This window comes from Virgibacillus xinjiangensis, from assembly GCF_042643145.1.
GTDB lineage: Bacteria > Bacillota > Bacilli > Bacillales > Amphibacillaceae > Virgibacillus_O > Virgibacillus_O xinjiangensis.
This window is the reverse complement of record NZ_JBHRSA010000006.1, coordinates 20913-34220: the sequence shown is the minus strand read 5'-3', so window position 1 is coordinate 34220 and position 13308 is coordinate 20913. Positions and strand designations below refer to the sequence as shown.

Genomic DNA, 13308 nt, shown 5'->3' with positions numbered 1-13308 from the left:
CCACCAACTAGCTAATGCGCCGCGGGCCCATCTGTAAGTGGCAGCCAAAGGCCGCCTTTCAACTTCCATCCATGTGAATGGAAGTGTTATCCGGTATTAGCCCCGGTTTCCCGGGGTTATCCCAGTCTTACAGGCAGGTTGCCCACGTGTTACTCACCCGTCCGCCGCTCGTTCCACAGGTATCACCCCCGAAGGGGATCTGCCTGCTTCTCGCGCTCGACTTGCATGTATTAGGCACGCCGCCAGCGTTCGTCCTGAGCCAAGATCAAACTCTCCAAAAAAAGTTTGGATAAGATTGACACCAATCAATCCTATCGAATGTCTTAGCTTTCGCAGGAACCAAGTTCCTGCTGTTTAATAGAAAAAACGAGTTGTTTCTTCTTGACATACTGGTTGTTTTGTTCAGTTTTCAAAGAGCAAATTGTTTCAGTCGTTTTTTGCGACTTTCATATCTTAACATCTTCACTTCAGTGTGTCAACAACTTTTTTTAAGAAGTTTTTTTGAAGCAGATGTTTTTGTGTGCCGCCTCTCAATCAGCGACTTTATTAATATAACATGCCGCTCAACTATCGTCAACAACTTTTTTAAGAAGTTTATCGGAACAGCTCTGTGTCTGTTGCATCTTGTCGATATGTTTTTTGCGACGGAATTAAATTTATCACGTGCAGATTAAAAAGTCAACAACCATTTAACATTTCTTTTACAAAACTGCGCCCCTCCCGATACAGCGGATGAACACTGTATAGGAAGAGACACAGGATTGAAAGTGCAATAGAATATCACAACCGGCATTCAGGAGAAGTCATCGTTCATTTACTACATACTTCCGATGGTAGACGCCTACACCCTTCGTGACTTCCCGCACCGTCCGGATGATATTCTTTTCCACCAGATAGGAAAGGATTGCGGCAACGTCCAGCATATAAGGCGCTATCAGCGGATGGACCTTCAGTTCTGCAAAGGACCACGGCTCCTTCTTCGACTGCATGACATCCAGCAAATGCTTGGTTGCCACCCTTGCCCGTTTGTTGATGATGAATTCGATGGCGATGACCATCAACTGGATCCTTTTTTCAATCGGTTCATGGCTCTCGATGAATTCCTCATAAAGCTTATAGGTTTCCAGGTCGATCTGTTTCACCTGGCTCCACACTGTGACCTCGGGATAGAAGCCCTCTTCAATGACCGTCAGCCTAGCGAGGTAATGCAGGGAATAGTTCATTTTCCTATAGGCCTCTTTGTGTTCGCCTATCTCGAACAATTCTTTCCCTTCCTTATACCGCTTGACCAGCTTTCCGAATTCGATAATCTTGCGCAAGTCCCTTTTCTCCGTCGGAAAACTCCGCAGTTCTTCCTTCAATTCCGTAATGAAGCCGTTCCGGTCGAAAATCTTCCTTCCATAGATCACCCACTCGATGGCCCGGCGGTAGCCGCTGGTGTCTATCCATTCACGAAGCAGGTCCTTGGTGACAATATGAAGTGCGGCTGACTTGTCATCGAATTCATAGTGTTTCACCTTCCATGGCTGTTCTGCTTCACTTACCATTATAAGAAGAATCACATCGAAGTCGTCGGTGATCGGGCTGTTCGGTTTCACTTTTTCCAGGATAATGATGCCCAATGTCGCAGGATTGCTCGCATGCTCCTGATAGATGGGCCTGAGTAATGTTTCCATCTTGTTCCCTCCATTTTCGTCATTACTGTATTCGTTACGATTACGTGAAATCCTTTTTCTGCAACAAATTTTTCACAAAAATATGCTATACTACCATTGGAATATGTTAGGAGGAACAATGATGGCTGAACAACGTTTGGTTTATTCAAACAAAATTAATAAGATACGCTCGTTTGCTTTGATATTGATTTTTGCAGGATTCATCCTGATGTATGGCGGGCTTTTGACTAGGAATATCGGATGGCTGATGACGATCTTCTTCATCCTCGGACTTCTGTCCATCCTATTCAGTGTCGTGGTATATGCATGGATCGGCACCTTGTCGACCAAAGCCGTCCAGATCATATGTCCAGATTGTGAAAAACCGACAAAAATGCTCGGGCGTGTGGATGCATGCATGCACTGCAAGCAGCCGCTGACACTGGACAAGGACTTGGAAGGCAAGGAATTCGATGAGAAATACAATTCCCGCCGTTATAAAAAGAAAGAAGAGAAACAGAACTAAAACCGCCGGCTGGCGGTTTTTTTGTTGGGTTGGGTTGGTTTCACCCTGCCTGCAGTGGGAATTTAGAGCATTCGCTCCTGTAAGGCTGATCCACTGCAGCTATTTCATTTGCCCATTGTGCCTACTCACCCCGGATGTTCCGCCAAATGAGAGAAAATGAACATCTCCACACCTGCATGGGCCTAACCATCGGTGAGAACAGATTTTTTCCAAATAAAAAAGCCAAACACAGTACGGCTGCATTTGGCTTCATCCGTTAGAAATCTGTATTAATGCTTCTGCGTCTCCACTCCTTGGCAATCCTCACACGTCCCGTAGATCTCCATCCGGTGATGGCTGACATCAAAACCGGTCACTTGCTCAGCCAATGATTCCACTTCATCGAGAGGCGGATAATGGAAATCCACAATCTTGCCGCACTCATCACAGATGATATGATAATGCTCTTCCGTGTTGCAGTCGAACCTGCTGGAGGAATCGCCATAGGTCAGTTCACGTACAAGGCCGATTTCCTTCAGCACCCGCAGGTTGTTGTATACGGTGGCCACACTCATATTCGGGAACTTTCCCTCAAGTGCTTTGTAGATTTCGTCAGCGGTCGGATGCACTAGAGCGTTCAACAGGTATTCCAGAACAGCATGCCGTTGTGGTGTGATCCGGACGCCTGATTCCTTCAGTGTATCGATTGCTTCTTTCAAGCGTTTGTCAGACACGGACAACCACCTCTCTTTCACTATATTGTGCATTTCTAATAATATTATTATATTATAATCCTTATAAATAGTTTACTCTCTATAATGGCAAGCTGTCAATATCAGTATATTTCCAAACCATTCAATTATTCCTTCATTGATCGCCTATATATCCGCCTTCAGGTTCCTTTCTTCTCCACCCAGCTGCTGGTTCACATACCTGGCGGCGACGAACAGGAAATCCGAGAGCCGGTTGATATAGGATTGGACCAATGGATTAGCGTCCTCTATGGCGACTGCCGCCCTTTCTGCACGCCTTGTCACTGTCCTTGCCGTGTGGAGTGCAGCGGAAGCACTATGGCCGGACGGCAGGATGAAGTTCTTCAATGGCGGAAGTTCTTTATCCCACTGGTCGATCTGCTTTTCCAATTCCTCGATGTGCTCCTGCTTGAGCTTCCAGGCAACCTCTTTATCACTCGGGGTGGCCAGTTCTGCCCCTACATGGAACAGGATGGTCTGGACCCTGTGCAGGACATCCACGAAATCGTCCTTGCCATCGAACTGCTTCCCATCCAGGAAACTCAATGCCAGGCCGATCATGGAATTCGCCTCATCACATGTTCCGTATGCCTCGACCCTGGCGTCATTTTTTGCCACCCTTTTACCGTAGATCAGCGACGTCTGCCCCTTGTCACCGGAGCGTGTATAGATTCTTGCCATCTTCAGTACCCCCTGTCCATATCGACGAGATTGATATAATCGTTCTTGCCATCCAGATATACCTTCAAATTCTTCTCGAAAACTTCCAATGCCCTTGTCGTATAATTCGGCGACATCCCGGCCAAATGCGGGGTGATGGTCACCCGCTCCTCTTCCCAGAAAGGATGATTCTCCGGCAGCGGCTCTTCCTCGAAGACATCGAGGATCACATGATCGATTTCCTTTTTACGGACTGCTTCGAGAAGCACTTCCTCCTTCACGGCGTCTCCCCTGCCCATGTTCAGAAAGACGGCGTGGTCCGGAAGCATTTGGAAATGTTTCTCCTTGTAAAATCCACGGGTCTCCTCCGTGCTCGGCAGGACGGATACCACGGCATCCACTTCCGGAAGCAGGTCGTCCAGCTTGCTGTTCTCATAGGTTTCATCGAAGTATTCCTTGGACCGGCCGCTCCGGGAGATGCCGATGGTTTTCATCTGGAACGCCTTCGCCAGCCTTGCCACTTCCTGCCCAATGGCACCAGTCCCAGCAATCAGCAAGGTTCTGCCAGTCATTTCCCGCATTTTCACCGAACGGTCCCAATGATGCTTGCGCTCACTCTCCGCCAATTGCTTGGCACCGCGATATACCTGCAACAGCATGGAGATGGCGTACTCCGACATCTGGATCTTATGGATGCCGCGCGCGTTCGTCACTGGGATGCCTTTATCCTTCACCGCCTGGAACGGCATTTTGTCGACCCCGGCAGAGAGCACCATCATCCACTCCAGCTTTCCTGCCCGTTCGATCATCTTTTCTTCCAATTCGCTCCCGTATGTAACAAGCACTTCTGCTTCCTCTATATACTTGTAGGTATCTTCCGTGCCCTCTGAAAAGATGATCTCCAGATCAGGGTACGTTTCTTTTAGTCTGTCCTGATGCCTCTGTGATATTTTCGCTGAAAAAAGTATCATCATTCTACCTCCCACTCCGTTTCCTCTATCCAAATTGCCGTTCGTTCAAACATCTGTATTCTGTTAGAATATTCGGTTTATATTTTCCAAAAAAACAGCCCTCCTGGGAGGAAGGCTGTCTGCCAGTACAGAACACTGCCCTAGGACAGGTTTTCCCGAATGTATTCCAACGCCTCTTCCACATGGCCTTTTACTTGGACTTTGCGGAATTCTTTGCGGAGGACTCCTTCTTTGTCGATGATGAAAGTGGACCGCTCGATGCCGTAATACTCCTTGCCGAAGTTCTTCTTCAACTTCCATACACCATAATCCTCAGCGACCTGATGTTCCTCATCTGCGAGCAGTTCGAACGGCAGATCATGTTTGTCGATGAATTTCTGATGCTTTTCGGCAGGATCCGGGCTCACACCGAGGATCACGGCATCCAGTTCACCGAAGCTTTCATGCTGGTCGCGGAAATCGCAGGCCTCGGTTGTACAGCCTGGTGTCATATCCTTCGGGTAGAAATATAGGACGATATTTTTCCCTTTATAATCGGACAGGCTCACCTGCTCCCCGTTCTGGTTGGATAGTGTAAAGTCTGGTGCTTGTTTCCCTGTTTCGACTGTCATTCATAATCCCTCCATATGTAATTTTTCTTATATCCACTATAGCATAGTTTGTCCTGTCCTTCATTCCGACCGGCTCCGCTGTTGGGATTGTACCAGTTTCAGCACGAAGGCGGCCGGGATGATATAGCCGATCAATGCCTGGATGAGCGCAATCAGCCTGCCGAGTCCGACCGGGGTTATGTCCCCATAGCCGATCGTCAGGAGGGTGACTCCGCTGAAATACATGGAGTGGATCAGGGAACCGATGACGCTCGGCTGCCGCAATTCTCCGTCTTCCACGAGGATGATGCCCTGGAAGGACAGGATGAAATAGATCAGCCCGAAGCCGAGCAAGACGGACACATAGATGATCAGGAAGGCATAGAAAATTTCCGCCGAGAACCTGCCTTCCCGCAACTCGAAAGGTGGCCGCCGTTTTCCTCCGCGGATGAACTGGAAAATGCTGATGATGATTGCTAGAAAGGTCAAAAGCAATGCGAGCCAAGGAATCATGTTCACTGCCCCCTTCTGGATGAGAGCCTGCTTCCATCTATTGTATGCTCCACCTTCTATATGCTTGTCATCTATTTTGCATTTGAGATACGATAAAAGATGGAATGCACCTATTCAGGAAGGAAATGATCATATGGATTTCACGAATTCAGAACGGCTTCATGAAGAAGCACAGGAACATATTGTCGGAGGAGTCAACTCCCCTTCACGTGCCTATAAAGGCGTGGGCGGCGGAACTCCTGTCTATATGGAACGCGGGGAAGGCGCCTATTTCTATGATGTCGATGGCAATAAGTACATTGATTATTTGGCAGCATATGGTCCGATCATCACTGGACACGGCCATCCCCACATCGCAGAGGCCATCAAGAAGGCTGCAGATACCGGTGTTTTGTACGGGACACCGACACGCCTGGAGAACCAGTTCGCCCAGATGCTGAAAGAAGCCATCCCATCCCTGGAAAAAGTCCGCTTCGTCAATTCCGGGACAGAAGCGGTCATGACGACAGTAAGGGTGGCAAGAGCCTATACGGGCCGCAACAAGATCATCAAGTTCTCCGGCTGCTACCACGGCCATTTCGATTCGGTACTCGTTGAAGCAGGATCCGGCCCGGCAACACTCGGAACTCCTGATTCAGCAGGCATCCCTGCATCCGTGGCACAAGACGTCATCACCGTACCATTCAATGACCTGGACATGTTCCAGCAGGCATTGGATAAATGGGGAGATGAAATCGCCGCCGTACTGGTCGAGCCGATCGTCGGGAATTTCGGGATCGTGGAACCGCATGAAGGCTTCCTACAGGCGGTCAATGACAAGACCCATGAAGCTGGGGCACTTGTAATCTATGATGAAGTGATCACCGGCTTCCGTTTCACCTATGGTTCCGCCCAGCAGGTGTACGGCATCGAACCGGATATGACTGCAATGGGCAAAGTCATCGGCGGCGGTCTTCCGATCGGGGCTTATGGCGGCAGGAAAGACATCATGGAACAGGTCGCACCGCTCGGGCCAGCCTATCAGGCCGGAACAATGGCCGGAAACCCGGCATCGATGGCAGCCGGTATTGCCTGCTTGGAAGTATTGCAGGAGGAAGGCACCTATGAAAAGCTCGACCGACTCGGTGAACGGCTGGAACAAGGGATTTTGGAAAAAGCCGAAAAACATCAGACCGATATCACGGTCAACCGTCTCGCTGGTGCGCTCACTGTCTACTTCGGTGTCGACAAGGTGACCAGTTATGAAGATGCAGATGCCAGTGACGGCGAGGCATTCGGCAGATTCTTCAAGCTGATGCTGGAACAGGGGATCAACCTGGCTCCGTCCAAATTTGAAGCATGGTTCCTCACAACTGGACACACGGAAGAGGATATCGAACAGACCATCCAGGCTGTCGGCCGTGCGTTTGAACAAATGAAGTAATACACCAAAAAACTCCTCCACTCATTAAGAGTGGAGGAGTTTTTTTACGTCAGCTCCGGTTCATTATCCAGATTCTGTACTTGATAGAGGTCATAATAGCTTCCTTTGCGTTTCATCAATTCATCATGAGAACCACTCTCGGCGATCTCCCCATTCTCGACCACGACGATCCGGTCGGCATGGGTGATGGTCGCGAGCCTGTGGGCCACGATGAAGGTGGTACGGTCTGATGCCAAGCGTTCCACCGCTTCCTGGATGATATGCTCACTTTCCAAGTCCAGGGCGGAAGTGGCCTCATCAAAAATCAGGATTGGCGGGTTTTTCAGGAACACGCGTGCAATGGCCACCCGCTGCTTCTGCCCACCGGAAAGCTTCACACCCCGTTCGCCGACAAGGGTGTCATATCCTTGTGGCATTTCCTCGATGAAGTCATGGGCATTTGCCGCTTTTGCCGCTGCAATCACTTCTTCATCGGTGGCATCGGGGTTGCCCATCCGGATGTTCATGGCAATGGATTCACTGAACAAAATGTTATCCTGTAAAACCATGCCGATATTATTCCTTAGTGAGCGCGCTTTTACATCGCGGATATCCAAGCCGTCCACCTTGATGGCGCCGGAAGTGACATCATAGAAGCGGGGAATCAGGCTGATCAAGGTCGATTTCCCGCCACCGCTCATTCCGACAAATGCGATGGTTTCTCCGCTCTTGACGTGAAGGCTCAAGTCCTTGAGCACCAGTTTTTCCTCGTCATCATAGCGGAAGGATATCTGGTCGAATTCTACATCCCCATTCACCCTTTTAAGTTCTTTCGCATTTTCCTTGTCGGTCACATCATACTTTTCATTGTACAACTCGAACACACGATCGATGGAAGCGATCGACTGGACAAGCACGGTGGACGAGTTGATCAGTCTGCGGAGCGGGCTGTACACCCGTTCCATATACCCGAAGAATGCCACCATAGTACCGACGGTCAAATCTCCATTGATGACGAAATAGCCGGCATAGGCGATGACAAGCAATGGCGCCAGGTCGGTTATCGTGTTAGTCACCGCAAAGGTCTTCGCATTCCAGTCGGTATGGTTCAATGCCTTTTGCAGGAAGTTATCATTTCGCTGTACGAATTGATCCTGCTCGTAATCCTCGAGCGCAAAGCTTCTGGTGACAGGCATCCCCTGCACACGTTCATGGAGATGGCCCTGCACTTCTGCCAACGCCTGGGAGCGCTCCCTCGTCAGACGGCGCAGCCTTCCATAGAAGAACTTCACCGCAAACCCGAAGAATGGGAACAGAATGATCGATACAAGCGTCAGTCCGACGTCCATCGTCAGCATGATAACAATGGCGATTGCGATGGTGATCATGTCGAGCCAAATGTTCATGAGGCCCGTAATCACGAAATTCTTCGTTTGTTCGACATCATGTATTACCCGGGAAATAATCTCCCCGGTTTTTGTCTTAGAATAGAACTTCAAGCTCAGTTTTTGTATATGATCGAAAAGCCGGTCCCGTAAATCGAACAGGATTTTATTCCCCACCCACTGGGCCAAGTACTGGCGGATATATTCCACCGGCGGCCGCAGTACGAGGAAAATCACAAACGCGATCCCCATCACCCACAGTAGTTCCGAGGTCTTCTCCGCTGCGGTCAGCTCCTCCGCGCCGATGATGTCATCAATGACATATTTCATGATCAGCGGCATGAGGAGCGGGATGCCGAATTTGACGATCCCGATCAGGATCGTCCATAGAATTTTCCACTTATATGGTTTTACATATTCCATATACTGTCTGACACTGCTCATATCGAATCTTCCTCAACATTTTGGTTTGGTCAAAAGCTGAACTCCCCCGCAGTTAAGCCGGGTGCCGGCCAACTGCACGAAGGGAGTTCCGTTTCTCTACGTATTATACTTCCTTATCTGCTAAAAAGAAAACCTTGCTACTTGAAGCAGGGTAACAAGGGAAGATGCTGATCTATTCCACAAACAGGCGCTTTCCCTCTCCGACGGCGGTTCATCTGTACGTCAGATACCGCTCATACCATTGATCGACAAAATCCGGGGAAAACGGGCCCTTCCGCTGCCGTATCCAATGCAGTAGCAAGTCCAAATTGTTATGGAGGATCTGATCCAGGACCTCCGGATAATTCATCTGCCGTCGATGTTCTTCATATTCATCTTCATCCAATAGATTATATGTCATGTCTGGAAATACTTTGACATCCAGATCATAATCGATATATTTCAAAGCCTCTTCGTCAAACACGAAAGGGGAACTGATGTTGCAGTAATAATATATGCCGTCATTCCTGAGCATCCCGATAATATTAAACCAATGCCTTGCGTGAAAATAACAGATGGCAGGCTCCCTGGTCACCCATGTCCTGCCGTCGCTCTCCGTTACCAGTGTGCGATCATTGGCTCCAATGACAATCGTGTCCGTCCCTTTCAGCACCAGACTGTTCTCCCAAACCCGGTGCAGCAGGCCATTATGCTTGTAGCTTTGTATCTTCATCTTCGTACCAGGCCTTGGAGCAACCATCCTATCTCCCTTTCTCCTTATTTATCCAAATGAATTCTATTATTACATTATAATGGTAAGCCTGTAGAAGATAAAGTATTATGCCGGGCGTGCATTGCTGGAGGATCAGTTTGCGCTCCGGCTGAATTATGGCGGGTGGTGATATGTGTGCTCTACGGCGGTGGTGCGTGCTGCCGATATGTTCAGCCTCCGGCGGATTTCCGGCGCCTGCTGCTGATATGTTCTTCCTCCGGCGGATATTCCGCGCCTGCTGCCGATTTGTTCATTCTCCGGCGGATTTCCCGCGCCTGCTGCTGATATGTACAGCCTCCGGCGGATATCCGGCGCCTGCTGCCGATATGTATATTCTCCGGCGGATTTCCCGCGCCTGCTGCCGATTTGTACATTCTCCGGCGGATATCCAGTGCCTGCTGTCGATATGTATATTCTCCGGCGGATATCCAGTGCGTGCTGCTGATATGTTCGACCTCCAGCGGATATCCGGCGCCTGCTGCTGATTTGTTCAGCCTCCGACGGATATCCGGCGCCTGCTGCCTATATGTACATTCTCCGGCGGATATCCGGCGCGTGCTGCTGATATGTGCGCTCTCCCGCGGATATCCCGCAACTACCGCCGATATACCCCCGCTCCGGCAGATACACAGCTCACTCAGCGGATAAACGCTCGCTCCCCTCCCACCACGAAAAAAGAGCTTCCCTTGGAGAGAGGGAAGCCCTTCAGTATGGCAGTTGAGGTAGGTGGTTATTTTTTGTTTTGCTGGGATTGTTGGTTCTGCTTTCTAACTTCTTGTGCGTTTGTTTCGGATGCGAACTCCGTACCGAATTTGCTTTGGCCTTTAGCGGCTTGTTGGTTCTGTTTTCTAACTTCTTGTGCGTTAGTTTCAGATGCAAATTCCGTACCGAATTGTCCTTGTCCTTGAGCAGCTTTTTGGTTCTGCTGTTTTACATGATTAATGTCAGTACCTGAAGAAGTTTTGCCAGGTTGTTTAGCCATCAATATCACCTCCGCACTAATTAATCTGTCCAGGATCCAGAGAGTTATCCACCGGAAATCCTGTTGGAAAGATATACCTTGGAGGCGATGGAAAAAACAGCGTCAAGCCTTGATAGGACGGCATTCGCAGGCGGCTGGATGGAGTACGCCCGACCAATGCCTGCCATCCTTGGACATACCCTATTCTTCATGAATATAATTGCGTATTTTTTGGTGGGAAACTGGAAAAGGATAGGACTGCAGTTTGTCCGGATCGACGAATTCCAGCCTGCCACTGTCTGAATCATCCTGGACTGTGTCGGCAGTAAATACTTCCATATCCCATATCAAATGGGAGAAGACATGGTTTAATTCCCCTTTTTTCCCGCCAATCCGGACAGCGATGCCATATTCATCATAGAACCAATTCCCGGCATGGTCCTCACCGACTTCTTCAATCGGAATCATCGGGAACTGCCATAAATTTCCAAGCAACCCTTGTTCCGGACGTTTTTCAATGGCATATTGTCCATTTTCGTTCTCAAGCAACAAAACAACATAGCGGATCTTCTTTTGTTTTTTCGCTTTCTTTTTTATAGGCAGCTGTTCTTCTACACCAGCTGCGAATGCCTGGCAATGCTCTTGTACTGGGCACAGCAGGCATGCCGGAGATGTCGGGGTGCAGATGCTTGCGCCAAGGTCCATGATTGCCTGGTTGAAAGAAGAAGGGTCGTCATGCGAGATGATTTCCCGGAGATGGTCCTCGAACAGCTTTTTCGTCTTTTGCTTGGCAATATCTTCCTCAATGCGGAGCACTCTGGAAAATACGCGCATGACATTGCCATCGACGGCCGGTTCCGGCTGGTCATAGGCAATGGAGAGGATCGCCCCCTTCGTATACGGGCCGACACCTTTTAAGGACCCCAACTCTTTCGGATTGTCTGGAACTTTCCCTCCATATTCTGAGACGACTTCCCGAACAGCGTTTTGCAGGTTCCTTGCACGGGAATAGTATCCAAGACCTTCCCATGCTTTCAGCACCTCCTGCTGTTCTGCCTCGGCAAGTGCGTAGACAGTGGGGAATTTTTCGAGGAAATGGTGAAAATAAGGGATGACGGTATCGACCTTTGTCTGTTGCAGCATGATTTCCGAGACCCATACCTTATATGGATCCTGATCTTCCCTCCAAGGGAGATTCCGTTTATTTTCATCATACCAGCGGAGCAAGTCTTGCTGGAATGCAGGTATGTTCAATGAATCGACAGATGTTTCAGTCATAATAGCACTTCCTTTATGATACAATAAGCTAAAATACAACATGATGTACAAGGGAACAAGGAGGCTTTCCCTATGGATACAGGAACACATATCGTCATGGGGATAGCACTGGGAGGATTGGCGACACTGGATCCTGTCGTCCAGAATGACCCGGCCCTGTCCAGCGCTGTCCTTGTCGGAACCATCGTAGGTTCCCATGCGCCTGATTTCGATACGGTATTCAAACTGAAAAACAACGCGACCTATATCAGACACCATCGCGGGGCTTCCCATTCTGTTCCGGCAGTTATCCTATGGGGACTATTGGTCTCCGGAGCCATCTACTTGTTCGTTCCGGAAGTAAGCTATCTCCATTTATGGATATGGACAGCCCTCGCCGTTGTGATCCATGTCTTCGTCGATATCTTCAATGCATATGGCACCCAGGCATATCGGCCGTTCAGCCGAAAATGGGTGGCCCATGGTTTCATCAACACGTTTGATCCATATATCTTCGTCCTGCATGTTGCAGGCATCGGTGCCTGGGCGCTCGGTGCCAATCCAGGCTTCACCTGGGTATTGATGTATGCGGTGATGCTACTATATTACATCAAGCGGTATATGGACAAAAGGGAAATCGTCCGGAAAATAAAGGAATACTTCCCAGAGACGGAGAAAGTGGCGACATCACCGACCATCAAACAGAACTATTGGCGGGTAGCCATCACGACCAAGGAAAAGTACTATGTCGGCACCGTTGAACACCGGCATATCGAAATTGTCGATGAATTCGACCGTGAGCCGCTTCCCGACAGCGAAATTATGGAAGTGGCCCTGACGGACAAGAATATCCAGGCATTCCTTAATTTCTCCCCGGTATACAACTGGGAAATCAGGGATTTCGATGACTTTACCGAAGTCCGCTTGACCGACCTGCGTTATCGGTCTAAAGGGTATTATCCCTTCAATGCGGTCGTGCAAATTGACGACAATATGCGGATCATGAGCTCGTATACGGGATGGATTTTCTCCGAACAGAAGCTTCAGAGCAAGCTGTTCGTCCATGAAGATCCAATATAAAACAGCAGGTCCTGGACCTGCTGTTTTGTATTATCCGTCCACTTCATCCCCGAGCAGGGAAATCGGTATCGCTTCCTCTTTTTCCTGTGTTTCACCAAGTAAACCAACCCGGTGTCCCCAAGCGAATACGCCGTTCACATAATTCACTTTAAAGGAATAACCGGGCTCCATCTTGAATTTGTATGTATGCTCAGCCTGGAAATCTTCTGGGTTCATGGTGTAGGCAATGGCCACCTGCATCTTGCGCTCATTGACGGCCACTTCCGATACATTCCCCAACTGTTCCGCTTTCTGTGCCTTTTCCTTCAGCCGGCCGATTTCGGCATGCAGCTGTTCAATCGAATAATCGCTGTATCTATAATTCATGTCAGTCCCCCCTATT

The 13308-nt window shown here is 49.2% G+C and carries 16 protein-coding genes and 1 rRNA gene; 3 read left to right on the top strand and 14 right to left on the bottom strand.

Annotated features, from left to right (window positions below; translation table 11 throughout):
* Both ACFOGI_RS03185 and ACFOGI_RS03180 read right to left on the bottom strand, forming a co-directional pair.
* Positions 1 to 281 (bottom strand): 16S ribosomal RNA (locus tag ACFOGI_RS03185); the annotation flags it as partial.
* Between the two features lie 522 nt (positions 282 to 803).
* Entirely contained in the window at positions 804 to 1676 is an 873-nt protein-coding gene (locus ACFOGI_RS03180; RefSeq protein WP_390268315.1) for a nucleotidyltransferase-like protein, read from the bottom strand.
* Between the two features lie 121 nt (positions 1677 to 1797).
* Between ACFOGI_RS03180 and ACFOGI_RS03175 the strand changes: the two genes are divergently transcribed.
* A complete protein-coding gene (locus tag ACFOGI_RS03175; protein ID WP_390268312.1) occupies positions 1798 to 2181 on the top strand; it encodes a YgzB family protein in 384 nt (127 codons plus the stop codon).
* 269 nt (positions 2182 to 2450) lie between these two features.
* Here ACFOGI_RS03175 and perR read toward each other — a convergent pair whose 3' ends face one another.
* The 5 genes from perR to ACFOGI_RS03150 all read right to left on the bottom strand — a co-directional run bounded on the left by perR (position 2451) and on the right by ACFOGI_RS03150 (position 5646).
* The gene (gene perR / locus ACFOGI_RS03170; RefSeq protein WP_390268309.1) at positions 2451 to 2927 is read right to left on the bottom strand and encodes a peroxide-responsive transcriptional repressor PerR; all 477 of its coding nucleotides are present in this window, start codon (positions 2925 to 2927) and stop codon (positions 2451 to 2453) included.
* A gap of 111 nt (positions 2928 to 3038) precedes the next feature.
* Positions 3039 to 3593 carry a cob(I)yrinic acid a,c-diamide adenosyltransferase gene (locus ACFOGI_RS03165; protein WP_390268306.1) on the bottom strand — a complete coding sequence of 185 codons (555 nt, stop codon included), beginning with the start codon at positions 3591 to 3593 and terminating at the stop codon, positions 3039 to 3041.
* 2 nt (positions 3594 to 3595) lie between these two features.
* A complete protein-coding gene (locus tag ACFOGI_RS03160; RefSeq protein ID WP_390268303.1) occupies positions 3596 to 4543 on the bottom strand; it encodes a D-2-hydroxyacid dehydrogenase in 948 nt (315 codons plus the stop codon).
* Positions 4544 to 4683: 140 nt separating this feature from the next.
* Complete coding sequence (bcp, locus tag ACFOGI_RS03155; RefSeq protein WP_390268300.1) at positions 4684 to 5154, bottom strand: thioredoxin-dependent thiol peroxidase; 471 nt, start codon at positions 5152 to 5154, stop codon at positions 4684 to 4686.
* Positions 5155 to 5214: 60 nt separating this feature from the next.
* Entirely contained in the window at positions 5215 to 5646 is a 432-nt protein-coding gene (locus ACFOGI_RS03150; RefSeq protein ID WP_390268297.1) for a potassium channel family protein, read from the bottom strand.
* A gap of 133 nt (positions 5647 to 5779) precedes the next feature.
* On the opposite strand from ACFOGI_RS03150, the gene ACFOGI_RS03145 reads away from it, so the two are divergent.
* Entirely contained in the window at positions 5780 to 7069 is a 1290-nt protein-coding gene (locus ACFOGI_RS03145; RefSeq protein WP_390268294.1) for a glutamate-1-semialdehyde 2,1-aminomutase, read from the top strand.
* A gap of 44 nt (positions 7070 to 7113) precedes the next feature.
* Here ACFOGI_RS03145 and ACFOGI_RS03140 read toward each other — a convergent pair whose 3' ends face one another.
* The 6 genes from ACFOGI_RS03140 to mutY all read right to left on the bottom strand — a co-directional run bounded on the left by ACFOGI_RS03140 (position 7114) and on the right by mutY (position 11867).
* On the bottom strand, positions 7114 to 8877 hold the full coding sequence (locus ACFOGI_RS03140; protein ID WP_390268291.1) for an ABC transporter ATP-binding protein: 1764 nt from the start codon (positions 8875 to 8877) through the stop codon (positions 7114 to 7116).
* 211 nt (positions 8878 to 9088) lie between these two features.
* A complete protein-coding gene (gene ntdP, locus ACFOGI_RS03135) occupies positions 9089 to 9616 on the bottom strand; it encodes a nucleoside tri-diphosphate phosphatase (RefSeq protein ID WP_390268288.1) in 528 nt (175 codons plus the stop codon).
* A gap of 182 nt (positions 9617 to 9798) precedes the next feature.
* Positions 9799 to 10002 (bottom strand): hypothetical protein, encoded by a 204-nt coding sequence (locus tag ACFOGI_RS03130; RefSeq protein ID WP_390268285.1) that lies wholly within the window; start codon positions 10000 to 10002, stop codon positions 9799 to 9801.
* 356 nt (positions 10003 to 10358) lie between these two features.
* Entirely contained in the window at positions 10359 to 10610 is a 252-nt protein-coding gene (locus ACFOGI_RS03125) for a gamma-type small acid-soluble spore protein (protein WP_390268282.1), read from the bottom strand.
* Positions 10611 to 10654: 44 nt separating this feature from the next.
* The gene (locus tag ACFOGI_RS03120) at positions 10655 to 10777 is read right to left on the bottom strand and encodes a hypothetical protein (RefSeq protein WP_390268279.1); all 123 of its coding nucleotides are present in this window, start codon (positions 10775 to 10777) and stop codon (positions 10655 to 10657) included.
* Between the two features lie 13 nt (positions 10778 to 10790).
* Positions 10791 to 11867: an A/G-specific adenine glycosylase gene (gene mutY / locus ACFOGI_RS03115; RefSeq protein ID WP_390268276.1), complete on the bottom strand. Its 1077-nt coding sequence runs from the start codon at positions 11865 to 11867 to the stop codon at positions 10791 to 10793.
* 72 nt (positions 11868 to 11939) lie between these two features.
* On the opposite strand from mutY, the gene ACFOGI_RS03110 reads away from it, so the two are divergent.
* Positions 11940 to 12926 carry a metal-dependent hydrolase gene (locus ACFOGI_RS03110; protein ID WP_390268273.1) on the top strand — a complete coding sequence of 329 codons (987 nt, stop codon included), beginning with the start codon at positions 11940 to 11942 and terminating at the stop codon, positions 12924 to 12926.
* Between the two features lie 30 nt (positions 12927 to 12956).
* Here ACFOGI_RS03110 and ACFOGI_RS03105 read toward each other — a convergent pair whose 3' ends face one another.
* A complete protein-coding gene (locus tag ACFOGI_RS03105) occupies positions 12957 to 13292 on the bottom strand; it encodes a YfhH family protein (RefSeq protein ID WP_390268270.1) in 336 nt (111 codons plus the stop codon).
* Positions 13293 to 13308 lie beyond the last annotated feature (16 nt).